The organism is Mycobacterium sp. ITM-2016-00317 (assembly GCF_002968295.1).
Lineage (GTDB): Bacteria > Actinomycetota > Actinomycetes > Mycobacteriales > Mycobacteriaceae > Mycobacterium.
On the sequence record NZ_CP134399.1, the window covers coordinates 144,651 to 170,535 of the forward strand.

General features: G+C 69.8%; 21 protein-coding genes and 3 pseudogenes. 13 read left to right on the plus strand and 11 right to left on the minus strand.

The genetic code is table 11. The features are described from left to right. Positions 1-27: 27 nt before the first annotated feature. Positions 28-996, plus strand: coding sequence for a pirin family protein (locus C6A87_RS00725; protein WP_311115526.1), 969 nt, complete (start codon positions 28-30; stop codon positions 994-996). Positions 997-1,003: 7 nt separating this feature from the next. Here the strand turns inward: C6A87_RS00725 and C6A87_RS00730 are convergent. The 3 genes and pseudogenes from C6A87_RS00730 to C6A87_RS00740 form a co-directional block, all read right to left on the minus strand. Then, a pseudogene (locus tag C6A87_RS00730) lies at positions 1,004-3,146 on the minus strand (FUSC family protein). Beyond that, entirely contained in the window at positions 3,146-3,610 is a 465-nt protein-coding gene (locus tag C6A87_RS00735; protein WP_396837142.1) for a hypothetical protein, read from the minus strand. Before C6A87_RS00735 ends, C6A87_RS00730 begins: the two are co-directional and overlap by 1 nt. A 49-nt stretch (positions 3,611-3,659) precedes the next feature. Further along, positions 3,660-4,226 (minus strand): TetR/AcrR family transcriptional regulator, encoded by a 567-nt coding sequence (locus C6A87_RS00740; RefSeq protein WP_311115528.1) that lies wholly within the window; start codon positions 4,224-4,226, stop codon positions 3,660-3,662. Between the two features lie 156 nt (positions 4,227-4,382). Between C6A87_RS00740 and C6A87_RS00745 the strand changes: the two genes are divergently transcribed. The 8 genes from C6A87_RS00745 (at position 4,383) to C6A87_RS00780 (ending at position 11,475) form a co-directional block, all read left to right on the plus strand. Beyond that, complete coding sequence (locus tag C6A87_RS00745; RefSeq protein ID WP_311115529.1) at positions 4,383-5,018, plus strand: TetR/AcrR family transcriptional regulator; 636 nt, start codon at positions 4,383-4,385, stop codon at positions 5,016-5,018. 129 nt (positions 5,019-5,147) lie between these two features. Next, entirely contained in the window at positions 5,148-6,077 is a 930-nt protein-coding gene (locus C6A87_RS00750; RefSeq protein ID WP_311115530.1) for a class I SAM-dependent methyltransferase, read from the plus strand. 89 nt (positions 6,078-6,166) lie between these two features. Beyond that, the gene (locus tag C6A87_RS00755; protein WP_311115531.1) at positions 6,167-7,582 is read left to right on the plus strand and encodes an aldehyde dehydrogenase family protein; all 1,416 of its coding nucleotides are present in this window, start codon (positions 6,167-6,169) and stop codon (positions 7,580-7,582) included. Between the two features lie 30 nt (positions 7,583-7,612). Beyond that, positions 7,613-8,476, plus strand: a complete 864-nt coding sequence (locus C6A87_RS00760; protein ID WP_311115532.1) for an SDR family oxidoreductase — start codon at positions 7,613-7,615, stop codon at positions 8,474-8,476. Positions 8,477-8,483: 7 nt separating this feature from the next. Then, the gene (locus tag C6A87_RS00765; RefSeq protein ID WP_311115533.1) at positions 8,484-9,479 is read left to right on the plus strand and encodes an NADPH:quinone oxidoreductase family protein; all 996 of its coding nucleotides are present in this window, start codon (positions 8,484-8,486) and stop codon (positions 9,477-9,479) included. 63 nt (positions 9,480-9,542) lie between these two features. Next, on the plus strand, positions 9,543-10,241 hold the full coding sequence (locus C6A87_RS00770) for a haloacid dehalogenase type II (RefSeq protein WP_311115534.1): 699 nt from the start codon (positions 9,543-9,545) through the stop codon (positions 10,239-10,241). A 22-nt stretch (positions 10,242-10,263) separates the two neighbouring features. After that, positions 10,264-10,974: a methyltransferase domain-containing protein gene (locus C6A87_RS00775; RefSeq protein ID WP_311115535.1), complete on the plus strand. Its 711-nt coding sequence runs from the start codon at positions 10,264-10,266 to the stop codon at positions 10,972-10,974. Positions 10,975-10,992: 18 nt separating this feature from the next. Then, entirely contained in the window at positions 10,993-11,475 is a 483-nt protein-coding gene (locus C6A87_RS00780; RefSeq protein ID WP_311115536.1) for a DUF456 domain-containing protein, read from the plus strand. A gap of 75 nt (positions 11,476-11,550) precedes the next feature. Here C6A87_RS00780 and C6A87_RS00785 read toward each other — a convergent pair whose 3' ends face one another. The 5 genes and pseudogenes from C6A87_RS00785 to C6A87_RS00805 all read right to left on the minus strand — a co-directional run bounded on the left by C6A87_RS00785 (position 11,551) and on the right by C6A87_RS00805 (position 17,171). Next, positions 11,551-12,351, minus strand: coding sequence for a tyrosine-protein phosphatase (locus C6A87_RS00785; protein ID WP_311115537.1), 801 nt, complete (start codon positions 12,349-12,351; stop codon positions 11,551-11,553). Next, on the minus strand, positions 12,351-13,571 hold the full coding sequence (locus tag C6A87_RS00790) for an acyl-CoA dehydrogenase family protein (protein WP_311118138.1): 1,221 nt from the start codon (positions 13,569-13,571) through the stop codon (positions 12,351-12,353). Before C6A87_RS00790 ends, C6A87_RS00785 begins: the two co-directional genes overlap by 1 nt. A gap of 58 nt (positions 13,572-13,629) precedes the next feature. Next, a complete protein-coding gene (locus tag C6A87_RS00795; RefSeq protein ID WP_311115538.1) occupies positions 13,630-14,988 on the minus strand; it encodes a cytochrome P450 in 1,359 nt (452 codons plus the stop codon). Further along, the gene (locus C6A87_RS00800) at positions 14,985-15,653 is read right to left on the minus strand and encodes a phosphodiesterase (protein WP_311115539.1); all 669 of its coding nucleotides are present in this window, start codon (positions 15,651-15,653) and stop codon (positions 14,985-14,987) included. Before C6A87_RS00800 ends, C6A87_RS00795 begins: the two co-directional genes overlap by 4 nt. Positions 15,654-15,714: 61 nt before the next feature. After that, positions 15,715-17,171, minus strand: a pseudogene (locus C6A87_RS00805) (aminotransferase class I/II-fold pyridoxal phosphate-dependent enzyme). A gap of 87 nt (positions 17,172-17,258) precedes the next feature. On the opposite strand from C6A87_RS00805, the gene C6A87_RS00810 reads away from it, so the two are divergent. Then, on the plus strand, positions 17,259-18,770 hold the full coding sequence (locus tag C6A87_RS00810) for an FAD-dependent oxidoreductase (RefSeq protein ID WP_311115540.1): 1,512 nt from the start codon (positions 17,259-17,261) through the stop codon (positions 18,768-18,770). Between the two features lie 4 nt (positions 18,771-18,774). On the opposite strand, the gene C6A87_RS00815 is transcribed toward C6A87_RS00810, so the two are convergent. The 3 genes and pseudogenes from C6A87_RS00815 to C6A87_RS00825 form a co-directional block, all read right to left on the minus strand. Beyond that, positions 18,775-19,755 (minus strand): helix-turn-helix transcriptional regulator, encoded by a 981-nt coding sequence (locus C6A87_RS00815; RefSeq protein WP_311115541.1) that lies wholly within the window; start codon positions 19,753-19,755, stop codon positions 18,775-18,777. Positions 19,756-20,037: 282 nt separating this feature from the next. After that, positions 20,038-21,477 carry a Re/Si-specific NAD(P)(+) transhydrogenase subunit beta gene (gene pntB, locus C6A87_RS00820; protein WP_311115542.1) on the minus strand — a complete coding sequence of 480 codons (1,440 nt, stop codon included), beginning with the start codon at positions 21,475-21,477 and terminating at the stop codon, positions 20,038-20,040. A 4-nt stretch (positions 21,478-21,481) separates the two neighbouring features. After that, a pseudogene (locus tag C6A87_RS00825) lies at positions 21,482-23,013 on the minus strand (Re/Si-specific NAD(P)(+) transhydrogenase subunit alpha). 212 nt (positions 23,014-23,225) lie between these two features. On the opposite strand from C6A87_RS00825, the gene C6A87_RS00830 reads away from it, so the two are divergent. The 3 genes from C6A87_RS00830 to C6A87_RS00840 are packed head-to-tail and all read left to right on the plus strand — an operon-like array spanning position 23,226 to position 25,883. Further along, positions 23,226-24,095: an ABC transporter permease gene (locus tag C6A87_RS00830; protein ID WP_311115543.1), complete on the plus strand. Its 870-nt coding sequence runs from the start codon at positions 23,226-23,228 to the stop codon at positions 24,093-24,095. Further along, positions 24,092-25,120 carry a glycine betaine ABC transporter substrate-binding protein gene (locus C6A87_RS00835; protein WP_311115544.1) on the plus strand — a complete coding sequence of 343 codons (1,029 nt, stop codon included), beginning with the start codon at positions 24,092-24,094 and terminating at the stop codon, positions 25,118-25,120. The genes C6A87_RS00830 and C6A87_RS00835 overlap by 4 nt, the downstream gene beginning before the upstream one ends. After that, positions 25,104-25,883 (plus strand): ABC transporter ATP-binding protein, encoded by a 780-nt coding sequence (locus C6A87_RS00840; protein ID WP_311115545.1) that lies wholly within the window; start codon positions 25,104-25,106, stop codon positions 25,881-25,883. Before C6A87_RS00835 ends, C6A87_RS00840 begins: the two co-directional genes overlap by 17 nt. Positions 25,884-25,885: the final 2 nt, after the last annotated feature.

Genomic DNA, 25,885 nt, shown 5'->3' on the forward strand with positions numbered 1-25,885 from the left:
TCGGACCGCAGTCCGGTTATTCTCGGCATGCCTGCCATCACAGCCGACACGCTGACCCTGCCCCGCATCCCGGCCGCCGGCCCCGCCGACACCGAACGCCCGGTCCGCTCCGTCACCACCGGGCCCCGCGGCTATGAGGGCGAGGGCTTCCCCGTCGTCCGCGCGTTCGCCGGGGTCCACCCGCGCGACCTGGACCCGTTCGTCCACATGGACCAGATGGGCGAGATCGAGTACCAGCCGGGCGAACCCCGCGGCACCGACTGGCACCCGCACCGCGGCTTCGAGACCGTCACCTACATGATCGACGGTCGCTTCGCCCACCAGGACTCCCACGGCGGCGGTGGTCTGATCACCGACGGCGCCACTCAGTGGATGACCGCAGGCTCGGGAATTCTGCACATCGAGACCCCGCCGGCCGAACTCGTGGAGAGTGGCGGCCTGTTCCACGGCATCCAGCTGTGGGTGAACCTGCCCCGCAGCGACAAGTTCGCCGACCCGCGCTACCAGGCCATCGAGGGCGACCAGGTCGCGCTGCTGTCGTCCGACGACGGCGGGGCACTGGTCCGGATCATCGCCGGCCAGATCGACGGCCACGGCGGCCCCGGTGCGACGTACACGCCGATCACGATGGCGCACGCGACGATCGAGCCCGGAGCGCGGCTGAGCCTGCCGTGGAACCGCGACTTCAACGCGCTCGTCTACGTGCTGTCGGGCCGTGGCGCGGTCGGGCCCGTGGCCCATCCGATCCAGCAGGGCCAGCTGGCCGTGTTCGGCCCCGGTGACCGCATCACCGTGGCCGCCGACGGGTCCCAGGACTCCAACCGGCCGGCGCTGGAAGTGCTGTTGTTGGGCGGCAAGCCCATTCGCGAACCCGTCGTCCAGTACGGGCCCTTCGTGATGAACTCGAAGTCCGAACTGATTCAGGCCGTCGAGGACTTCGAGGCCGGTAAGTTCGGCGCGATCCCGCCGGATGCGCTGCGGCCACACCGCGTGTGAGCCGAGGCTAGTCGGCTTCGACCGGCCGCGGATACAGCAGTTCCAGCTCGCCGAGCGCGGCCGCTGCGGTCAGCAGCGGCAACGCCGCCGAGATCCCCAGGTCGTCCGGGCGGGCCTCGGCGCGCAGGGCCAGGACGAAGTCGTCGCTGATCGGCACCAGCGGCTCGGCGGGCGCCCGCCCGGCCACCCGTGCGCAGATCGTCTCGGTGTGTGACTCCAGCACCGCCCGCACCGTCGGATACGCATCCAGCGGTGGGGGAGTGGGGATGTCGGCGACGAGGTCGGCGGCGCCGCGCAACCGGATCGCCCGGTTGAAGGACCGCACGACCGGCGCCCGGAAGTCCGTCTCGCCGCTGCTCTCGGACAGGTACTGGCGGACCGCGTCGTCGATGACGCGCGAGGCCGCCAGCGCCTCGTGGCTGAGCGTCGCGACCTCGTCGGTGCGTTCCTCGAAGGCGCCGCGGGTGACCCGCAGGACGGCTGCCCGCAGATAGCCGGCGAACACGCCGCGGGCCGAGTCGATGGCCTGCGACACCGACGAGGTGGCCCCGCGTGGCCACAACAGCATCGAAACCGTCACGCCGACAAGTGCGCCCACCACGACGTCCTCCACCCGGATCAGCCCGACCTGCCACCCCGACGGCACGATCAGGTTGAACGAGATCAGCACCATCATGGTGAAGGCGGCCTGCGCCGCGGTGAACGACGCGATCTCGGGCACGTAGGCCGACCCGAACACCACCACCGGCATCAGCACCCACAACACCACCGGATCGACCCCGACCAGGCTGATCAGCACCGCGCCCAGCAGGAAGCCGATCGCGGTGCCGAACACCGCCCGCCACACCCGGGTGCCGGTGGTCAGCGCGCTGCTGCGCAGCACCGACAGCGCGCCGAGCACCACCCAGAAGCCGTGCTCGACCGGGAAGACGTGGGTGACGGCCACCGCCAGCGCGAGGCCGATACCGGTGCGAAGGCTGTTGCGGACCGCCACCGAGCGGTTGTCCAGGAATCCCGTGATCTGCGCGGCGGCAACGGTTTCGGGCAGCAACCGGTCCAATGCGCCGGTCGGCGGCAGCCGCCTGCCCAGCGCGCGGGCCCACACCGGGCGGGCGTCGGCGGCGGCCGCCGCGGCGATCACCCGGGCGGTCGCCCCGATGGTCGCCGCGATGGTGCGTCGCCGCAACAGTTTCCGGCCCATCTCGATGGCCCGTCCGTCGTCGGGCGCGCTGAGGATGGTGTCGAGATCCTCGCGCCACCGGCCGCGGGCGATCGTCCGAAGTGCGTCCACGGCGGCGTCCAGCTCAGTGCGGGCCCGGGCCCGGTCGGCGGGCTTGGAGATCCGCAGCACCGCCGCCGCGGACCGCAGCACCCGCACCACCGCGTCCTTGTCGCGCAGCGTGACGCCGGCGTCGTCGCCGACCCGGTCGGCCACCCACTTCGAGATCGTCGACGACCCGGACCAGGGCGCGGCTGCCCGCGGTCAGACCGACCGGGCGGAAATCGGCGCCGAGGAAGGTCTCCCGCAGCGCGTCCATCGCCCTGGTGACGTCCTCGGGCGAGGCGGACCCGTCGATGTGGTCGGCCAGCACGCTGCAGGCCCGCGCGGCGCGGCGCCGCAGCTGACCGTGGTGGCGGGGCGGCAACAGGAACAGCGCCGCGGGCACGCACACCGCCAGTGCCAGAGCCCAGCCGAACAGCCGTTCGTCCACCGGGCCCGGCGGCGTGCAGGCCGGCAGCACGAACGTCAGCAGCGTGGCGCGCTGGCCCGCGGCGATGGTCTCGCTGAGTACACCGGAGAACGTCACCACCACCCCGAGCACGAACATCGCGGCGACCGAGACCCAGGGATACGGCGCGACCAGGCTGCCGACGGTGATCAGCACGAAACCGTTGAGACCGAGCCCGGCATAGGCCAGTGCCCGGCTCTGCCGGTTACCGGGGAAGTCGGAGAACACCAGCAGCGCAATGGAACCGAAGATGGTGAACAGCGGGGTCTGGGCGTTGCCGGCCACCGCGAAACTCAGTGCGGCCGCCAGCGGCACCACCACGGCCGCCCGGACCGCGCGGCGCAACGCGTCCCGGTCGGGATCACGCCGCGCGATACGCCGCGCGAGGCGATCGGTCAGCGCGGACGGCGCGACGGCCATCAGTGCGTGAGGACCTTGACGCCGATCACCAGCAGCCCGATGCCGCTGAGCACCGCGACCGCCAGGAGCTGCTGCCACAGCGGCAGCCGGGTACGGCGTACCGCCAGCAGCGCGATCACCCCCAGCTCGACGACGAGGATCCACTTGGCGACCCACATCGCGGTGTCGGTCTCCAGCAGGCCGACCGCCGCAGCACCCAACGCCAGCACCGGCAGCACCGCGGCCTGCAGGATCTGCCCGGACGCCTGCAGCATCCGCCACAGTTCGTCGCCGCGGGGCGCCCGCTGGTGCACGCTCAGATGCGCGACCCAGTCCGCGAGCAGGCTGGCCGCCCACAGGCCGCCCATCGTCAGCCCGACGTCGAGCATCCGGATCCAGGCGTTGGTGTCGTCCTCGGTGTAGCGGGTCAGCACCACCAGGGTCGCCAGGCACGAGATCGCGCCGTAGAGACGTTCCCGCAGCATGGCGACGACATGTTCGGTCGGCGCCTCCTCGACGCCGGTCGCGGACTTGTCACTCACGGTCGGGCACCGAGGTGAACAGCCCCGCGTCCAGCGTCAGGCGCAGCTGCTCGATGATCCAGCGCAGCCCGGCCGCGTCCGGGGGCAGGATCGTCTGCTCGTAGCCGACCAGCACGTACACCGCCCACGCGGCGAACAACTCGGCCTGCCGCGGGTGCTGCAGGACCTCGAACGCCGCGTCGTACACCACCTCGAAGCGCTGCCGGTCCACCGACTCCTGCACCGAGCGCACGTGCGGATCCAGCGCGCTCCACACCCGGATGGCGGCCTCCGCACTGTGTGGCAGCGACACCGCGGCTTCGACCAGGCGGTCGATACGAAGCCGCGGGTCGGTCTCGGCCTGAACCGAGTCGACGATCTCCGACGTCATGCCCTCGCCCCAGTGCGAGACGAGCTGGTGGGTGTAGGCCGGCCAGTTCGCGAAGTAGTGGTAGAACGACCCGGTCGTGACGCCGAGACGGTCACACACCTCCGCCAGTTTCAGCCCGCCGTATCCGAGTTCGGCCAGCACGTCGAGGCCCGCCTCGAAGAACGATTCGCGCGACTCCACCGCCCCCATGGCGGAAACCCTAGTTCGCCGTCGGCGCGAACGAACAGACCAGGGCCGCCCCCGCGCCGCGCCGCCGAAGCGATTTCGTTTGCTGTGAGGTCTCTCTCGGGTAACGGCTCGAGGAGGCGTCACCGAAGCCCAGGTGACGTGTGGCACAATTTGACCGTGCCGTATACGGCTAGTCGAGGGCCAGGGCGTCCTCCCGCAGCGAAGGCCGCCGAAACGCGGGAACGAATCGTGCATGCCGCACGTGAGGTGTTCAGCGAACTCGGTTACGACGCAGCCACGTTTCAGGCTATCGCCGTCCGCGCCGATCTCACCCGGCCTGCGATCAACCACTACTTCGCCAGCAAACGCGTGCTGTGGGGTGAGGTGGTGGAGCAGACCAACGGGTCGATCATCAGCGCAGGCATTGCCCGCGCGCACGAACAGACCTCGTTGATCGCCCGCCTGTCGGCGTTCCTGTCCGCCGCCACCCAGGCCGACACCGACGAACGCTCGGCGGCGGCTTTCCTGGTCACCTCCGTGCTGGAATCGCAGCGCCACCCCGAGCTCCGTGCCGACGAACATGATTCGCTGAAAAGCTCGCGGGCGTTCGTGTCCTGGGCGGTCAACGACGCGGTCACCCGGGGCGAGCTCAGCACCGACACCGACGTCAACGAGCTGGTGGAGATGCTGGTGGCCGTGGTCTGGGGGATGGGCTTTTACGCCGGCTTCGTCGGGGACCGCAGCGAACTCGGTGCCGTCGTGCACAAGCTCGAATTGCTGCTGGCGAACAAACTCTGGAACCTGAGCGAGTAATCCGCGTCTGCTGGGCAAACGCTGAGAGGTTGCTTGTAGCGCTGGTTGTGGCCAATAGCTTAGATAGACTTGCGAAGTAAAGCTGCTGCGTCCAATCGAACTGCAGCGTCCGATCGAAAGAGCGCCGTCATGAGTTCACTTCGCACCGACAACGACACCTGGGACATCGCATCCAGCGTCGGGGCCACCGCCGTCATGGTCGCCGCGGCACGCGCCGCCGAGACCGCACGCCCCGACCGGCTGATCGACGATCCCTACGCCGACATCCTGGTGTCCGGCGCCGGCGCCGGACACTGGCAGTACATCGCCGACGATGCGTTCGTGGCGCGGATGGCCGAGTCCGACCCCGAGATCGGCGTGCTGTTCGAGCACATGAAGAACTACCAGGCCGTGCGCACGCATTTCTTCGACGCGTTCTTCACCGCGGCCGTCGACGCGGGCATCCGTCAGGTCGTGATCCTGGCGTCGGGCCTGGACTCGCGCGCCTACCGGCTGCCCTGGCCCGCAGGCACCACCGTCTACGAGATCGACCAGCCGCTGGTGCTGGAGTACAAGACCTCGACCCTGGCCGAGCACGGCGCGCAGCCCACCGCCGAGCGCCGCGAGGTGCCGATCGACCTGCGCCAGGACTGGCCCGCCGCGCTCACCGGCGCCGGCTTCGACCCTGCCCAACCGGCCGCCTGGCTGGCCGAGGGGCTGCTGATGTACCTGCCCGCCGACGCGCAGGACCGGCTCTTCGCGCAGATCACCGCGCTGAGCGCGCCCGGCAGCCGGATCGCCGCGGAGTCCATGGGTGTGCACGCCGAGGACCGGCGGGAGCGGATGCGGGAACGCTTCGCCTCCATCGCCGCGCAGGCCGACATCGAACCGATGGACATCACCGAACTCACCTACGAAGACCCCGACCGGGCCAACGTCGCGCAATGGCTGTCGGCGCACGGCTGGACGGCGCAGGAGGTGGACTCGCAGGACGAGATGCGCCGGCTCGGCCGCATGGTGGAGATCGCCGACAGCGACGACCAGTCGTTCTCGACGTTCACCACCGCCGTGCGGGGCTGACAGCGCCGCCGCGCTTATCGACACCTGTTCACCAACCGGATGGTTGGCTACGATGCGGGTTACTCCCCAGGTCAGGAAGGGACCCCATCATGACCACCGAATCCGTCGTACCCGTGACCGCCGCAGCAGGCGTGACCGGTACCGACATCCCCGCCGTCGTCGGCAAGCTGCGCCAGACGTACGCGACCGGCCGCACCCGCAGCGTCCAATGGCGCAAGGAACAGCTGCACGCCCTCGAGCGCCTGATGACCGAGAACGAGGGCGCGATCGCCGAGGCACTCGAGAAGGACCTCGGCCGCGGGCCGTTCGAAGCCTGGCTCGCCGACATCGCCAGCACCGCCGGTGAAGCCGCCTACGCGGCCAAGAACGTCGGCAAGTGGATGAAGCGGCGCTACCGCATGCTGGAGATGTCGCAGCTGCCCGGGCTGGGCTGGATCGAGTACGAGCCCTACGGCACCGTGCTGATCATCGGGGCCTGGAACTTCCCGTTCGCGCTGACCCTCGGCCCCGCCGTCGGCGCCATCGCCGCCGGGAACACGGTGGTGCTCAAGCCTTCCGAGGTGTCGCCCGCGTCCTCGGCGCTGATGGCCGAGCTGGTGCCGCGCTACCTGGACAACGACGCGATCGCCGTCATCGAAGGCGACGGCGCGGTCAGCCAGGAGCTCATCGGGCAGGGCTTCGACCACCTGATCTTCACCGGCGGCACCGAGATCGGCCGCCGGGTGTACGAGAGCGCCGCGTCCCACCTGACGCCGGTCACGCTGGAACTGGGCGGCAAGAGCCCGGTGATCGTCGCCGCCGACGCCGACATCGAGGTCGCCGCCAAGCGCATCGCGTGGACCAAGCTGATCAACTCCGGCCAGATCTGCATCGCGCCGGACTACGTCCTGGTCGAGGCCCCGGTGCGGGACAAGCTGGTCGACGAGATCCGCAAAGCCGTGAACCACTTCGAGTCCGGCAACCCCGACGGTAAGCGGATCGTCAACGAGCGGCACTTCAACCGCCTGGTCAACGCGCTGGCCGCAACCAAGGGCGACGTCGCCGTCGGCGGTACCTCCGACGCCGCCACCATCAAGATCGCCCCGACGGTCGTCGTCGACCCGGACCCGGCCGAGCCGCTGATGACCGACGAGATCTTCGGCCCCATCCTGCCCATCGTGACGGTGCAGAACCTCGACGAGGCCGTCTCGTTCGTCAACGCGCGGCCCAAGCCGCTGGCCGCCTACCTGTTCACCAAGGCCAAGGCCGTGCGCGAACGGGTGATCAAGGAAGTCCCGGCCGGCGGCATGGTGGTCAACCACCTGCTCTTCCACTTCGCCACGCACAAGCTGCCCTTCGGCGGCGTCGGGCCGTCCGGTCTGGGCGCCTATCACGGCAAGTTCGGCTTCGAGACCTTCAGCCACGCCAAGTCTGTGCTGTCCAAGCCGACCCGACCCGACCTCGGGGGCTTCATCTACCCCCCGTATACAGAGAAGGCGTGGAAGCTGGCGCGCAAGCTTTTCTGACCGTTCGAAACCTTTGAGAGAGGAACATCAGTGCCAGGAGTGCAGGATCGTGTCATCGTCGTCACGGGCGCCGGAGGTGGCCTCGGCCGCGAATACGCGCTGACCCTCGCGCGTGAGGGCGCCAGCGTCGTGGTCAACGACCTCGGCGGAGCACGCGACGGTACCGGTGCCGGGTCGGCGATGGCCGACGAGGTGGTCAAGGAGATCAAGGACGCAGGCGGCCGCGCCGTGGCGAACTACGACTCCGTCGCCGAGCCCGAGGGCGCGGCGAACATCATCAAGACCGCGATCGACGAGTTCGGCAAGGTCGACGGCGTCGTCTCCAACGCCGGCATCCTGCGCGACGGCACCTTCCACAAGATGTCGTTCGAGAACTGGGACGCCGTGCTCAAGGTGCACCTCTACGGCGGATACAACGTCATCCGCGCCGCATGGCCGCACTTCCGCGAGAACGGTTTCGGCCGCATCGTCGTCGCGACCTCGACCAGCGGACTGTTCGGCAACTTCGGACAGGCCAACTACGGCGCCGCCAAGCTCGGCCTGGTCGGGCTGATCAACACCCTGGCCCAGGAGGGTGCGAAGTACGACATCAAGGCCAACGCCGTCGCACCGATCGCCGCGACCCGGATGACGCAGGACATCCTGCCGCCCGAGGTGTTCGAGAAGCTCACCCCCGAGTACGTCGCGCCGATCGTGTCCTACCTGTGCACCGAAGAGGTGCCCGAGACCGCGTCGGTGTTCATCGTCGGCGGCGGCAAGGTGCAGCGGGTCGCGCTGTTCCAGAACAGCGGCGTGACGTTCACCGAGGTTCCGTCGGTCGAGGACGTGGCCGCCAAGTGGGGCGAGATCGCCGACCTGTCGGCGGCCGAGCGGGCCACCTTCAGCCTCGGCTGATTCAGGTATGAAAGCGCTTGTCGCTCAAGAGCTGACAGGCCCGGCAGGGCTGGCGTACACCGACGTCGATGACGTCACGGCCGACGACGCCGTGGTCATCGACGTCGGTGCCGCCGGCGTCTGCTTCCCCGACCTGCTGATGCTGCGGGGCGAGTACCAGCTGAAGGTGCCCGCGCCGTTCGTCCCCGGCCTGGAGGTCGCCGGGACCGTCCGGTCGGCGCCCGATGGTTCGGGACTGGTTGCCGGGCAGCGGGTCTCGGCTTTCAGCCTGTTGGGTGCGTGGGCCGAGCGGGTCGCGGTGCCGGTGGGCAGCGTGGTGCCGACCAACGACGCACTCGACGACGGGTCCGCGGTGTGCCTGCTGGGCAACTACTACACGATGCACTTCGCGCTGCAGCGCCGCGGCGCGCTGCAACCCGGCGAGACGGTGCTGGTGCTGGGCTCCGGCGGCGGCGTCGGGACCGCGGCAGTGCAGATCGCGAAGGCGTTGGGCGCCAAGGTGATCGCTATGGTGCACCGGCCGTCGGCGGTCGAGTTCGTGGAATCGCTCGGCGCGGACGTGGTGCTGCCGCTGACCGACGGCTGGCTCGACGCGGTCAAGAGCGAGACCGGCGGGCGCGGAGTGGACGTCGTGGTCGACCCGATCGGCGGGGCCGCGTTCGACGACGCGATCCGTGCGCTGGCCACCGAGGGCAGGCTGCTGGTCATCGGTTTCGCCGCGGGCGGCATCCCCACCGTCAAGGTGAACCGGCTGCTGCTGCGCAACGCCAGCGTCGTCGGCGTCGGCTGGGGCGAGTTCGTCAACCGCACGCCCGGCGCGCAGGCGCAGGTCGGTGCGGCACTGGCCGCGCTCGTCGACCAGGGGCTCAGACCGCCTGAGCCGTTGCGGTTCTCGCTGTCCGACGGGGTCGCCGCGCTGCAGGCCTTCGCCGACGGCGAGATCAACGGAAAACTCGTCCTGGAGCCCGATGAGCGCTTGCGCAAAGAGCAGGTAGTCCGATGAGCGCTTGCGCGAAGAGCAGGTAGCCCGATGAGCGCTTGCGCGAAGAGCAGACAGGCGTAGACGGTGATTCGCGCGCTGGCCTTCGACGTGTTCGGCACGGTTGTGGACTGGCGCGCGAGCGTCACCCGCGAGCTCGCCGCGTTCGGGCGGCGACACGATGTCGCCGCGGACTGGCCGGGCTTCGCCGACGACTGGCGGGCCGGCTACGTCCCGGCGATGGACCGGGTACGGAACGGCGAACTGCCGTGGACGCGGCTGGACGACCTGCACCGCGGCCGCCTCGTCGAGTTGCTCGACCGCGCCGGAATCACCGTGGGCGACACGGAGATCGACCAGCTGAACCGGGCCTGGCACCGGCTGGACCCGTGGCCCGACGCCGTAGCGGGCCTGACCCGGCTGAAACAGCGCTTCGTCATCACCACGCTGTCGAACGGCAATGTGTCGCTGCTGACGAACATGGCCAAGCGCGCAGGCCTGCCCTGGGACTGTGTGCTGTCGGCCGAGATCTTCGGGCACTACAAGCCCGAACGCGAGGTCTACCTCGGCTGCGCCGAGATCCTGGACGTGGCGCCCGAGGAATTGATGCTCGTCGCCGCCCACCCGTCGGACCTGCGCGCGGCGCGGGCTGCCGGGCTGGCCACGGCGTACGTCCACCGGCCGCTCGAGCAGGGTCCCGACCGTCCGCCCCGGCGCCCCGCTGACGACGAATTCGACGTCACCGCAGACGATTTCCGCGATCTGGCGGACCAGCTGGGAGTTTGACGGCCCGGCGTACCGTGGAACCATGACTGAATCCGCGCTACGCATGGCCGAGCGGTTGCTCGTCGACCCGCCGGAGCATCCCGACGACAGCAAGGGCTACCTGGACCTGCTCGACGACGAGACGACCCGCAACACCGGAGCGATCCAGGCGCTGTGGGCCTCACAGCTCGGGTCGCTGTTCTACGACAACGCCCAGACCGTGATGCGGCGGCTGATGACCGCCTGGCACGAGCCCACCGAATGGCTGAACATCCCCGTCGGCGGCACCGCGCTCGACGTCGGCAGCGGCCCGGGCAACGTCACCGCGGCGCTGGGCCGAGCAGTCGGACCCGGCGGGCTGGCGCTCGGCGTGGACATCTCCGAACCGATGCTGGCCCGCGCGGTCAGCGCCGAGGCCGGGCCCAACGTCGGCTTCCTGCGCGCCGACGCGCAGCACCTGCCGTTCCGCGACGAGTCGTTCGACGCGGTGGTGTCGATCGCGATGCTGCAGTTGATCCCCGACCCGGCGACGGCGCTGGCCGAAATGGTCCGCGTGCTGCGGTCCGGTCGGCGGATGGCGGTCATGGTGCCCACCGCGGGCCCGGCGGCCAACCTGCTGCGCTACCTGCCCAACGCCGGTGCGCACACCTTCGGCGACGACGAACTCGGTGACACCCTCGAAGGTCTCGGTCTGGTCAGTGTGCGCACCAAGAGCATCGGCACCGTTCAGTGGGTGCGCGGCCGTAAGCGCTGACCCCGTAGGGTCGTCGGCATGAGCACCGGCGGCCTCGTCCTCGTCGCGCTCGCGATCGCGGTCGGTCTCGCCGGCATCGTCGTGCCGGTCCTGCCCGGCTCGATCCTGGTGATCGGGGCGATCGCGGTGTGGGCGTTCGTCGTGGACACCACCGAGGCATGGGTGGTGTTCGGAGTCGCCGCGGCGCTGATCGCCGCGTCCCAGATCATCAAGTACACCTGGCCGGTCAAACGGATGCGCCGGGCCGACGTGCGCACCTCGGTGCTCGTCGTCGGCGGCGTCGCGGGGGTGGTCGGCTTCTTCGTCGTCCCGGTGATCGGGCTGCTGATCGGCTTCGTGCTGGGCGTCTTCGCCGCGGAGCTGGCGATCCGTCAGGACGTGACGCGGGCATGGGTGTCGACCTTGCACGCGGTCAAAGGCGTCGCGCTGTCGGTCGGGGTCGAGCTCACCGGTGCCGTGCTGGCGACGGTGGCGTGGGCTGTCGGAGTGTTCGTCGCCTGACCTCGCCGAAATTGCATTCCATGCGCTTCAAGTCGCGAAATCCCCGCGTGGAATGCAATTTCGGCGAGATATGCGTCAGCCCTGCAGGGTCTTGCGCAGCCGGCGGACGTCGTCCTCGGTCACCCCGGCGGACTCCAGATACCCACGCAGCGAACCGAATTCGGAGTCGATGGTGCGGCGTGCGGTGTCGAGGTACTGCTCGCGCACGCCGAGCACCGCGTCGGTCAGCCGGGCCTCGGCCAGCTCCATGATCTCCGGCGCGTCGGCGGCGCGGGCGCGCACCGACTCCAGGATGCTGTCGCGCAGCTGCGGCACAGCGACATTGCTGCGCAGGTAGTCGGCCATGATCGCGTCCCGGTCCACGCCGGCGGCCTCCAGCACCACCGCGATGGTGAAGCCGGTCCGGTCCTTGCCGGCGAAGCAGTGCGCGAGCACCGCGCGGTCGGAGCCGAGCAGGGTCACCACCCTGTGCACGGCGCGGCGGGCCAGCGGCGCCGCCGCGATCCGGCCGTACTCCTCGGTCATGTAGCGGGCCGCGGCATCGGCGACGGGCTCGTCGTCGGGCTTGTCGGTCATCATCCGCTGGAACGCGTGCTCGTGCGGGGATTCCCCGTCGGCAGCCATGGTCTCGACGAACGGCAGGTGGTGGATCTCCACCCCGGCAGGCACCAGCCCCGGTCCGTGCCGCTCCAGTTCGCGTGAGGTGCGCAGATCGGCGACGTCGGTCACGCCGTAGCCGGCCAGCGCGGAACGGCCTGTGTCGTCGAGCTTGGAGAGCTCACTGGCGCGGAAGAAGCGCCCCGGTGCGATGCCCGTCTGCTCGGAGACGTCCCGGAAGTTCCAGGCGCCCGAAACCTCTAAGCCGGAGAACGGCACTAGCCCGTCACCGCCTGCACGAACGCCGACTTCTCCCTGCCCAGTTCGGCGCGCGCGATGGTGCGCATGTGCACCTCGTCCGGGCCGTCGAACAGGCGCATCGCACGGTGCCAGCTGTACAGCCGCGCCAGCGGGAAGTCGTCGCACACGCCTGCGCCGCCGTGCACCTGGATGGCCCGGTCGATCACGTCGCACGCCATCTGCGGCGCGACGGCCTTGATCTGGGCGACGAGCAACTGCGCGTCCTTGCTCTTGTTGCCGTGCTGGTCGATGGTCCAGGCCGCCTTGTGGCACAGCAGCCGGGTCTGCTCGATCTCGTTGCGGGACTTGGCGATCGCCTCGCGGACCACGCCTTGCTCGGCGAGCGGCTTGCCGAAGGCGATCCGCTTCTGCACCCGGTCGACCATCAGCGCCAGCGCGCGCTCGGCGGCACCGATCGCCCGCATGCAGTGGTGGATACGGCCGGGGCCGAGGCGGGCCTGGGCGATCGCGAAACCGCTGCCCTCCTCGTCGAGGAGGTTGGACGACGGCACGCGCACGTTGTCGAAGGTGATCTCGCAGTGGCCGTGCTGGTCCTGCCAGCCGAACACCGGCAGCGACCGCTCGATCGAAACCCCAGGCGTGTCAACGGGTACCAGGATCATCGACTGCTGACGGTGGCTGGCCGCGTCGGGATTGGTGCGGCCCATGACGATCAGGATCTTGCAGCGTGGATCCGCGGCGCCGGTGATCCACCACTTGCGGCCGTTGATGACGTAGTCGTCGCCGTCGCGCAGCATGGTGGTCTCGATGTTGCGGGCGTCGCTGGACGCGACCGCGGGCTCGGTCATCGCGAACGCGCTGCGGATCTCACCGGCCAGCAGCGGCTCCAGCCACTGCTTGCGCTGCTCCTCGGTGGCGAACAGGTGCAGCGTCTCCATGTTGCCGGTGTCGGGCGCCGCGCAGTTGACGACCTCCGGGGCGATCTCCATGCTCCAGCCGGTCAGCTCCGCCAGCGGTGCGTACTCCAGGTTCGACAACCCGGACTCCGAGGGCAGGAACAGGTTCCACAGACCGCGTTCCCTGGCCAGTTTCTTGAGTTCCTCGACCACCGGCGGGACGGTGTGGTCGTGCGGGCCGGCCTGCTCGCGGTAGGAGTGGTAGGACTCCTCGGCGGGAAAGACGAACTCGGTCATGAACTCGGTCAACCGCTGGTGGTAGTCCTGAGCTTTGGCTGACATCGCGAAGTCCATGAAGGCCACGATATGACACGCGTGAGCTGCGAGGTCCACCGCCCGATCAGGACGACGCCGTCCGCCTGGCGAGCACCACCGAGGGGGTCGCCCGGAAGGACAACCCGAACTGGTTCAGCGTCGCGGGCAGCGGGGCGTCCGGCCCCAGTGGACCGCCTCCGGCCAACGTGAGCTGCATCCGGGAAGCCAGGGCGGCCAGCAGCGCGCTGGTCACGAACAGCACCAGGTCCCGGCCAGGGCAGCTCACCGGTCCCGCACTGAACGGCACCAACTGCGGGTACTGCGCGGCGCGCCCGTCCAGCCAGATGTCGGGGACGAATTCGTCGGCGAACGGCAGCAGCGCGGGATCCCGGTGGAACGCGGGAACCGGGATCAGCACCGTGGCGGGCGGCGCGACGGTCACCTCGTCCGGTGTGCCTTCGTGCCAGGTGGTTTCCGCCGCGAGGTCCCGCAGGATCGCCGGGGTGGTCGGCCACAGCCGCACCGACTCCAGCACGCAAGCGCGGAGATAGGGCCGCACCCGCACCTGGTCGGCGTCCTCGATCTCACCGCGGTTGAGTGCGTCCGGGTGAGTGGCCAGCAGCGCCGCTGCGCGCAGCGCGGCCATGCCCGCGGCGTCGAACGCGAACAGCCAGTGCGGCACCTGACCGACCGGATCCACCGCGCCGGACGCCGGCACCTCGGCCAGCGCGCCCATCAGGCTGTCGGGGTCGGGATCCTCGGCGTACCGGTACAGCTGGGCGAACAGACGCTCGCGGCGTCGCCGGTGCGGACGGCTCAGGAACGACCAGTTGGCCGCGGTACGCAGGCGCCAGAGGTCGTCGGTCACCGCGTCGTCGTCGCGGGCCGCGGCGCCCAGCACGATCCGGCGCACCAGCCGCCACCACGCGGTGACGAACTGCGCCGAGTCGAATCCGCCAGACCCCAGGGCCTGGGTGGCAAAACGTGACACCTCCTCGACGACGGCCTGCTGGAACGGTTCGGCCAACCGGTGCATCTCGGCGCCGGTGTCCAGGGCCGCTTCGTTGAGCCGGCGGCGCCTGACCCGGATGTCGCCGCGGGAGACGAGCACGGCGTGCGGTTGGAACTGCCCGAGGGCGTGGCGCTTCTCCCAGCTCGCAGGATCGAACGGATACGGCGACTGGTCCAGCACGCCGGCCACGTCCGCCGGATCCAGGGGCACCACGATCCGTCGGCCCGGGATCACCAGATCGACGGGGCCGGCACCGAATCGCTGCCGCAGGCTCTGCAGGCGCCGGACTCCACGGGCGTCCGCGTCGAACCGATCCAGCACGGCGACCACGTGCCTGCGGCGGGCGATCGGGCCGGCCGCGATCGAGGGCAACCCGAGGTCGGCCAACGCCGAAAGGGCGTCGACCCCGGTGAGTTTCGCCGCCCGCGTCACTGTGCGCCACGCCCCTTGCGGCTGTTGCGGTACGCCGAACGCCGAAGTGTGGTCAGCCAGCGCGGCAGCAGCTGGACTTCGGTTCCGCTGCGCACCGTCGGATCGAAGGGCTGATCGCACCCCGGATCGTCGCGGCACAGTTCACGGTCGAACGTCAGGGTCGCGAGTTTCGTGAACGGCCCGGTGCCGCGGGCCTGTTCGACGGTGAACTCGACGGTGCCACTGCGGACGCGCTCGGTGATCGCCGACACCGACAAACCTTCACCGTCCACCGGCGTCTGCATCCGGGCCCGCAACCAGAACACCGCACCGCGGTACCCGAGCGGCATCAGCGTCGAGTACTGCGCTGCCGGCCAGGACGCGACCGGCCGCAGCGCGACCCGGGCCGCCGACGAGACGGTCAGCACGTCCCAGGCCTGCGGGCCGTCCGCATCCGCCGGCATCCGCCACGCCAGCCCGGCGAAGTCGGGCAGGGACCCAGGCGTGCCGGCGCCCTTGGAGATGCGGCCGACGACCTCGCCGGAGACCAGCGGCAGACCGTCGCCTTCAGGTGCCAGCCGGGTTACCGTGCCGCCGCAGAGGACACCGGTGGGATGGAAGAACCTCTTGTCACGCAGCGCCGCACCGGCCCGCAGCGGCAGGGTGGTCAGGTCGGAGATGCTCACCGAGCCTGTCTGCCCGGTACACGGCCGATGAAACGGCCCGGGCGTGACTTCCCGGTCGGTCTCAGGCCACCACCCGGATATTCGTCAGCGACGGATCCGCCGGGTCAGGGAGATTCATGCCGGCGGCGACGCCCGAGCGCAGGTAGTCGACGACGGCGGCGTTGAGTCGCTCGCCCGGTATCGCCGCCGGAATTCCCGGTGGATACGGGGTGATCTGCTCGGCCGCGATGCGGCCGTCCGCCTCGTCGGCAGGCACCATCTCGGTCCGGCCGAAGAACGCGTCGCGCGGCAGCATCACCGTCTCCAGCTGCAGTTCACCCGGGTCGGGCAGATCGATCGACGGCGGCCGGTCGAAGCCGTCGGCGGCGGAGCGCCAGGCGGTGAGCGCGTCCAGCAGCCGGGCTGCGGTGCTGTCGTCGTCGGCGGTCGACAACGTCGCGAGGATGCGGCGGTGATCACTCATGCCGAGGTCGGTGCGGCAGTTCTCCCGCAACCAGTCGTTGGCCTGGTATCCGCTGGTGCCGGTGGCCGAGACATCGATCAGGACCTGTAACCGGTCGAGGTCGTAGGAGGCCTGCTCACCGAGCAATTGGTCCTCCATGACGGTCACCTCGGGCAGATCGTCGACCGCGGTGCGAATGCTGCGGGCGAGCTTCAGTGCGTCGCCGAGCAACTGCTCGCCACGCTCGGCCATCTGACGCCGCCAGCCGTCGATGGCCGAGTACACCAGCACGTTCGGGCTGGTGTCATCAGCAGGTCGGCGCAGGCGGCCAGCCGGTCGCGGTCGATGAGGTCGCCCTGTACGTGGAACACCGAACCCTGCTCGAAGCCCATGCCCATCTTGTGCACGCTGACCACGCACACGTCAGCGCCGGCGTCCATGGCCCAGGTCGGCAGGTCCCGGTGGAAGGGAAGGTGGGCGCCCCAGGCCTCGTCGACGATCAGTGGTTTACCCCGGCGGTGGCAGACTTCGGCGATGCCGTACAGGTCCGCACATGTCCCGTAGGGGCTGGGGCTCACGATGAGGGCCGCGTCGGCGTCCGGGTGGGAACGCCACGCCTCCTCCACCTGCTGAGGCGAGGGCGGATGCGACAGATGACGCTCGGCGTCCCACTGCGGGGTGATCCATCGAGGTTGCAGGCCGCCGAAGATCAGTCCGGCCACGATCGACTTGTGGCTGTCGCGGGAGAGCAGCAGACCGTCGCCTCCCCCGGCCACCGCCATCATCGCCGCCTTCACCGACAGTGAGCTGCCGCAGGTGGAGAAGTAGGTGGAGTCGGCGCCCACGGCATCGGCCATCAGCTCTTCTGCGGCAGCCAGGAATCCGCCACGCATCCGGCGGTCGTCGAGACCGCCGCTGGCGAGCACGTCGTTGTGGAACGGAGCGGCCCCGAGCACGTCGCGGACCCGCTCGTCGACACCCCGGCCCTGCCGGTGTCCGGGCGGGGTGAACCCGTAGCGGTCGTGTCGGTGGTAGTCGACGAGCGCGTCCAGCATCGGTGCCTGAGACTGATCCACCAGTGCGGCGTTCCCGCTGCGCCTGACGGCAAACACGTCGGCACACGTGAGCGTTTGAGCAGGCACGGACCGGGTAAACCGCGCGCCATGTCCTCGCTGTGGACCGACGATCGGATCGAGACCCCCGCCAGCCCCGACGACGTGGACCGCGTGCGCACCGCCGACGTGGTGGTCGTCGGCGCCGGGATCACCGGCCTGACCACCGCGCTGCTGCTGGCACGCGCAGGCAAGAAGGTGGTGGTGGTCGAAGCGCGCCGGGTCGGCGCCGCGACCACCGGCAACACCACCGGCAAGGTGAGCGTGCTGCAGGGCAGCAAGCTGGCGCGCGTGCGCTCCAAGCACGGCACCGACGTGCTGAACGCCTATGTGGCGGGCAACGCGGAAGGCCGCGACTGGCTGACCCGGTACCACGACGACCACGGGCTGGACTACCAGCGTGAGGACGACCACTCCTACGCGCAGGACCGATCCGGGATCAGCACCGCCCGGGACGTGTTGACCGCATGCCGCGAGGGTGGCGTCGAGGCGGAGTGGGTCGACGAGGCCGACGTCCCGTTCCCGTTCAGCGGCGGGGTCCGGGTGCGCGACCAGGTGCAGATCGACCCGATGCCGTTCCTGGGCAGCCTGATCACCGAACTGGAGCGGCACGGCGGCACGCTGCTGCAAGGCGTGAGGGCCACCTCGGTCGCCGGCACCGATCCGGTCCGGGTCCGGTTGCGTCTGACCGATATCTCGCAGGACACGCGCGAGACGCAGTTCGCCATCGCCGCCGGGCACTGCGTGCTCGCCACCGGGACACCGATCCTGGATCGCGGAATGTTCTTCGCGCGCGTCGAGCCCGAACGGTCCTACTGCCTGGCGTTCGACGTGCCCGGCGACCTCACGAGATCGATGTACATCGCGGTGGACAGCCCGACCCGGTCCGTGCGGTACGCCCCGACACCGACGGGGGACAAGCTGATCGTCGGCGGGGCAGGACACACCGTCGGCAGGGCCAGGCATCCCAGGGAATCCGTCGAAGAGCTGGCGCGGTGGGCGAAGCTGCACTATCCCGGCGCGGTGCAGACCCACTACTGGTCCGCGCAGGACTACCACCCCGACGACGAAGTGCCGTTCGTCGGACCGATCCTGCCCGGGCACGACAGTGTGCTCGTGGCAACGGGATTCGACAAGTGGGGGATGACCAACGGCGTCGCGGCGGCGCTGGCGCTGTCGGCCAGGATCCTCGGCGGGCGGATGGACTGGGCGCAGGCGTTCGCGAGCTGGCGCGCCCACGAACTGCGCGGCATCCCGACTGCGCTCGAGCTGAACCTGAAGGTCGGAATCCACCTGGTCAACGGCTGGCTCGGCTCGAGCGGTCACGGGAAGACACCGGCCGAAGGGCAGGGGGTGGTAGACGGTCCGCCGTGGCGGCGCCGGGCCACCAGCGTCGTCGACGGTGTGCAGCGCACGGTGTCGGCCGTCTGCCCGCATCTGGGGGGCATCGTGACGTGGAACGACTCCGACTGCGCATGGGAGTGTCCGCTGCACGGATCCCGGTTCGCCCCGGACGGCTCGCTGCTGGAGGGCCCGGCCACCCGCGGCCTGACCGGATCGTGACGGGTCAGGCGCGCAGCGTCTCGGAAGGGTTGCGGCCGTAGGTGTCCCGGTACATCGCGGCGAACCGGCCGGTGTGCGCGAATCCCCAACGGGCGGCGATTATCTGGACTGTGGTGTCGCCGGGGTCGGCGTTGAGCAGGTCGCGGTGCGCGTGATCCATCCGCACCCGCCGCAGGTACTCCATCGGGGTCATGGCCAGGTGGCGACGGAACATGTACTGCAGCGCTCGGGGGGTCACGTGGATGCTCTCGGCGATGTCGGCCAGCGCGATGTCGTTGTCGGCGTTGCCCTCGATGTAGGCCGTCGCCCGGCGCAACAGCGCCGGCTTGGCGTCGTTGCGATCGGTGGAGGTGGGCTCGATGGTGGTGGACGTCGGGAACGCCGAGAGGACCGCGGCGGCCAGCATCGACGCGGTGGTCGACGCGACAAGGCGGGTCGGCTCGGGCCCGTCGGAGCGGGCCACGGTGCGCACGTACTCGATCGCGGCGTTCAATTGCCGCCCGGCCTGCTCCGACACCGGGCGGTGGCCCAGCAGTCGCACCGAACCGCCCGGGCGGACGTCGTCCGGGGACGCGACCCGGTCCAGCAACGCGGTGTCGAACATGGTCAGGTCGAAAGTGGCTTCGCAGACCCGTCCCGAATAAGGGAGGTCGGGGGGCGAGAGCAACGTGAGATCACCGGGCGCGAACACGTCCGGCGGCTGGTCGATGAAGTCTTCCTCGATGTGGCCGTCCTGCACCCGGCACAGGCAGACCTTGCCGAGCGGCGCCGCGTCATAGGACATGTGGAAGTCGAACCGGACCTGGTCGTGACTGACGGGGCCCACCCAGTGCCGCTCGATCCGTGTGGAGCCTGCCTCGCCGTCACCTGCGGCGATCCGCATCTTGGTGTATGCGCGCGCCAGAAAATCCTCGGTCGCCTCGAGGCTGTCGCTCTCGAAGTGCAGGTCACCGCGCGTTGAATGCGTAGTCGATGCTGTGTTCATCACTGCTACCCCGCTGTGGCGGTAGTCCTGTGAGGCCATGGCTTCGCCCCCGATGCCGTCGAGCATACCGGCAGGCCGGGGGTAATTCCCGGTCAGGCGAGCAACTATCCGACGAGCGAATGTCTGACATCCACTACGCGCGCGCGAAGAATTGACCGCAATTGCCGACGCCGCCAGGTCACACCAGCTCAGCGGGCGTCCGTAACGGCGTCGACAATTTGCTGCCGATCATGTCCGGCGCTGTGAATGCGGGAGGCGCATCACCGTGCCGAATTCGACGCGTCAGACCTTCTCGGTGACCGACAGCGCCGCGTTGATCGCGTCCACCCGGTCCTTGGCGTCGCCGAAGAGCATCTGGGTGTTCTCCCGGAAGAACAGCGGGTTCTGCACGCCGGCGTAGCCCGACGCCATGGACCGCTTGAACACGATGACGTTGTCGGCGTTCCACACCGTCAGCACCGGCATGCCGGCGATCGGGCTGCCCGGATCCTCCGACGCCGCCGGGTTGACGGTGTCGTTGGCGCCGATGACCAGCACCACCGAGGTGCCGTCGAAGTCGTCGTTGATCTCGTCCATCTCCAGCACGATGTCGTAGGGCACCTTGGCCTCGGCCAGCAGCACGTTCATGTGCCCGGGCAGGCGGCCGGCGACCGGATGGATGCCGAAGCGCACGTCGACGCCGCGCTCGCGCAGCTTGCGGGTCAGGTCGGCGACGCCGTACTGGGCCTGTGCCACCGCCATGCCGTAGCCGGGGGTGATGATCACCGAGGTGGCGGTGGCCAGCAGTTCGGCCGCGGTCTCGGCGGTGATCTCCCGGTGCTCGCCGTAGTCCTTGTCCTCGGACGGTCCGGCTTCGATCCCGAAGCCGCCCGCGATCACCGAGATGAACGAGCGGTTCATCGCCTTGCACATGATGTAGGACAGGTAGGCACCCGAGGAGCCGACCAGTGCGCCGGTGATGATCAGCAGGTCGTTGCCCAGCAGGAAGCCCGACGCCGCGGCCGCCCAGCCCGAGTAGCTGTTGAGCATCGACACCACCACGGGCATGTCGCCGCCGCCGATCGAGGCGACCAGGTGCCAGCCCAGCAGCAGCGCCAGCACGGTGACCACGATCAGCAGCCACAGCTGCGGGTCGATGACGAACCACACGGTCAGCGCGATGAACACCAGCAGCGCGCCGACGTTGAGGATGTTCTTGCCCGGCAGCATCATCGGCGAGGACTTGATGCGTGCGGACAGCTTCAGGTTGGCCACGATCGACCCGGTGAAGGTCACCGCGCCGATGAACACGCCGATGACGACCTCACCGGAGTGGATGCCCAGCATGCCTTCGGCGGCCAGCGCGGTGGCCTCGGCGCCTGCGGGGTCGCCCTCGACGTGCAGGTAGCCGTTCCAGCCGACCAGCACCGCGGCCAGGCCGACGAAGCTGTGCAGCAGCGCGATCAGCTCGGGCATGCCCGTCATCTCGACGATCTTGGCCCGCCACAGCCCGATCGCCGCGCCGACGGCCATCGCGAGGGCCAGCAGCGCCAGTCCGAGCGGCTCGATATGGCGGGCCAGGGCCAGCACGATGGTCGCGACCAGCGCGACCGCCATCCCGGCGATCCCGAAAGTGTTACCCGCCCTTGATGTCTCGTGCTTGGACAGCCCGGCCAGCGCCAGGATGAACAGCAGAGCCGCGACGACGTAGGCCGCGGTGGCGGCGGTTTCCAGCGTGAACATGGCTCTAGCTCCTCGAGAACATCGCCAGCATGCGGCGGGTCACCGCGAAGCCACCGAAGATGTTGATACTGGCAAGCAAAATGGCCACGAACGCCAACGCGGTGATGGCCACATTCCCGTGACCGATCTGCAGCAGCGCGCCGACGACGATGATCCCGGAGATCGCGTTGGTCACCGACATCAGCGGGGTGTGCAGCGCGTGGTGCACGTTGCCGATCACGTAGTAGCCGATCACGATCGCCAGCGCGAACACCGTCAGGTGCACCTGCAGCGCGGTCGGGGACAGCGCGATCAGCGCGAACAGCGCCGCCGCGGCGGCGAAGGTCAGGCCCAACCTGCGACCGGTCGTCATCGGCGTCTTGGCCGGCTTGCTCTGGACCGGCGCGGCGGGGGTGGCCGCCGCGGGAGCGGCCGAGACCTGCACCGGCGGTGGCGGCCACGTGATCGTGCCGTCGCGCACGACGGTCACCGAGCGCTGCACGACGTCGTCGAAGTCCAGGGTGAGCTGACCGTCCTTGTTCGGGGTCAGCAGCTTGAGCAGGTTCACCAGGTTGGTGCCGTAGAGCTGCGAGGCCTGCGCGGGCAGCCGGCCAGGTCGGTGTAGCCGATGATCGTCACGCCGTTGTCGGTGACGATCGCCTGGTCCTTGACCGTGCCCTCGACGTTGCCGCCGTTGGCCGCGGCCATGTCGACGATCACGCTGCCGGGCTTCATCGACGCGACCATCTCACCGGTGATGATGCGCGGCGCGGGCCTGCCCGGGATCAGCGCGGTGGTGATGATGATGTCGACGTCCTTGGCCTGCTCGGCGTACAGCGCCGCCTCGCGGGCCTTGTAGTCGTCGCCCATCTCCTTGGCGTAACCGGTGGCCGACACTTCGGCCGCGGCCGGGTCGACGGCCAGGTACTCACCGCCCAAGGACTTGACCTGGTCGGCGACCTCGGGGCGCGGGTCGGTCGCCCGCACGATGGCGCCCAGGCTGCCGGCCGCGCCGATCGCGGCCAGCCCGGCCACCCCGGCGCCGACGACCAGCACCTTCGCCGGCGGCACCTTGCCCGCGGCGGTGACCTGACCGGTGAAGAACCGGCCGAAGCGGTGTGCGGCTTCCACGACCGCGCGGTACCCGGCGATGTTGGCCATCGAGGACAGCACGTCCAGCGACTGCGCCCGCGAGATCCGCGGCACGGCGTCCATCGCGAGCACGGTGATCGGGCGGGTGGCCAGCTGATCGACCAACTCGGGCTTGAGTGCCGGCGAGATCAGGCTGATCAGGGTCGCCCCGTCACTGAGATTGGCGATCTCGGCCGGGCTCGGCGCGTTGACCTTCAGCACCACGTCCGAGGACAGCACCTGGTAGGTCGACCCGATGGCCGCGCCCGCCTCGGCATACGCGGCGTCGGAGAAACTGGCCGCGTCGCCCGCCCCGGACTCCACCACGACCTCGTAGCCGAGTTTGATGAGCTGCCCGACGGTCTGCGGGGTCGCAGCCACCCGCGTCTCGCCGAGCTGGGATTCTCTCGGTATCCCGATGATCATCGATATCGATCCGATCTAGGCTTCGCTCACCGGGTGGCGGGACCCCTCGTGCACGCACAGCGGCGCCCCGGCACCCGTCGTTCGTTGGACGGATAAAGATGTCAGTGTAGGAGGCAGCTCCGCGGAGGGCGCACTCCACCGGTCCCACGTGACTTTTGCTCGCGGTGAGCGCAGCTCTTCCCGGACGATGACGGATCCGTCAATGTCTGCCGGTGTCCGTTTTCGTCGACATCACACCTGAGGGCGCCGTCGCGGCGGCGCCGGGGGCCGGTCCGCGCCCGGGCCGCGGTGTCTGGCGGGGCCGGCTCACCCGGGCGGCGCTGCCGCTGCTGTCGGTGGCCGTGTTCGGCCTGCTGTGGCAGCTCGCCGCGGCCAGCGGTGTCTGGAGCCAGACCTTCGTGCCGTATCCGGCGACCGTGTGGCACGCGTTCGTCGACGTGTCGACCACCCACGACGGGGTCCGCGGGTACGCCGGCTACCTGTTGTGGGAGCACCTGTACATGACGCTGCGCCGGGTGCTGGCCGGCGTCGCCATCGGGGTGGCGCTGGGCGTGTCCCTCGGTCTGGTGATGGGGTCGGTCGGCTGGGTGCGCAGCGTGCTGGAGCCGTGGCTGACGTTCCTGCGTGCGCTGCCGCCACTGGCCTATTTCTTCCTGCTGGTCATCTGGCTGGGTATCGACGAGGCGCCCAAGATCACGCTGCTCGCGCTGGCCGCGTTGCCGCCCGCGGCGGTCGCGACCACTGCCGCCGTCGTCGCCGCCCCGGTCGGGTTACAGGAGGCCGCACGGGCTTTGGGTGCGTCGCGGCGGCAGGTGATCCGTGACGTGGTGGTGCCGTCGGCGCTGCCCGAGACGTTCACCGGGATCCGGCTCGCCGTCGGCATGGCCTATTCGTCGGTGGTCGCTGCCGAGTTGTTCAACGGCATCCCCGGAGTCGGCGGCCTGGTCAAGGACGCGAGCAACTACAACAACACCCCTGTCGTGCTGGTCGGGATCTTCGCCATCGGGTTCTCCGGCTTGGTGATCGACGGCCTGCTGCGCACCGTCGAACGGCGCGCGGTCCCCTGGAGAGGAAAGATATGAAATCCAAAGCCCTTCTCGTGGCACTGTTCTCGACGGTGCTGGCGCTGGCCGGCTGCGCGGTGGACACCGCAGGGCAGGAGCCCGACAAGCCCACCATCCGGATCGGGTACCAGACGTTCCCGAGCGGTGACCTGGTCGTCAAGAACAACAAGTGGCTCGAAGAGGCGTTGCCCGACTACAACATCAAGTGGACCAAGTTCGACTCGGGCGCCGACGTCAACACCGCGTTCATCGCCGACGAACTCGACTTCGGCGCGCTGGGCTCCAGCCCCGTCGCACGCGGGCTGTCCGAACCGCTCAACATCCCGTACAAGGTCGCCTTCGTGCTCGACGTGGCCGGCGACAACGAGGCGCTGGTGGTGCGCAACGACGCAGGCATCGACACCATCGGGCAACTGCGGGGCAAGCGCATCGGCACCCCGTTCGCCTCGACCGCGCACTACAGCCTGCTGGCGGCACTGGATCAGAACAGCTTGTCCGCCAAGGATGTTGCGCTGATCGACCTGCAGCCCCAGGCCATCCTGGCCGCCTGGGAGCGCGGCGACATCGACGCCGCCTACACCTGGCTGCCGACGCTCGACGAACTCCGCAAGACCGGTAGGGACCTGATCACCAGCAGGCAGCTGGCCGAGGCGGGCAAGCCCACGCTGGACCTGGCCACCGTCTCCGACGCGTTCGCCTCGGCCCACCCCGACGTCGTCGAGGTGTGGCGCCGGCAGCAGGCGCGTGCGCTCGACGTCCTGCGCGACGATCCGGATGCCGCTGCCAAGGCGATCGCCGCCGAGGTCGGGCTGTCCCCCGAAGACGTGGCCGGTCAGCTCAAGCAGATGGTGTTCCTCGCTCCCCAGGACATCTCGTCGACGGAATGGCTTGGCACCGAGGGGAATCCGGGCAACCTGGCCGCCAACCTGCAGAGCGCGTCGCAGTTCCTGGCCGACCAGAAGCAGATCCCGGCGCCCGCGCCGCTGACCGCGTTCCAGGACGCGATCTACACGAAGGGACTACCGGATGCCCTCGACGAATGACGGTGTGATCCGGATCGACTCGGTGTCACACCACTACGGCAGCGGGCGGCAGCAGGTCACCGCGCTCGGACCGGTCGACCTGACCGTGGACCCCGGGTCGTTCCTGGTGCTCGTCGGCGCGTCGGGCTGCGGCAAGAGCACGCTGCTGCGCCTGCTGGCAGGCTTCGAGGAACCCACCGAGGGCGCGGTGCAGGTGGCCGGCGGCCCGCCGACGCCGGGAGTGACCTCCGGGGTGGTGTTCCAGCAGCCGCGCCTGTTCCCGTGGCGCACCGTCGGGGGAAACGTCGACATGGCGCTCAAGTACGCAAAAGTGCCGCGCGACAAGCGGATCGAGCGCCGCGAGGAACTCCTCGAGCGGGTCGGACTGAGCGGCACCGCCGCGCGGCGGATCTGGGAGATCAGCGGCGGCCAGCAGCAGCGGGTCGCGATCGCGCGGGCGCTCGCGGCGCAGACCCCGCTGTTCCTGCTCGACGAACCGTTCGCCGCACTCGATGCGCTGACGCGGGAACGGCTGCAGGAGGACGTGCGGCAGGTCAGCGCCGAATCCGGACGCACGACCGTGTTCGTCACCCACAGCGCCGACGAGGCCGCCTTTCTCGGCTCGCGGATCGTGGTGCTGACCCGCCGTCCGGGCCGGGTGGCGCTGGACATCCCGGTCGATCTGCCGCGCAGCGGGGTGGACCCCGACGAGTTGCGGCGGTCACCGGAGTACGGCCGGTTGCGGGCGGAAGTGGGCCGCGCGGTCAAGTCAGCCGCGGCCTGACG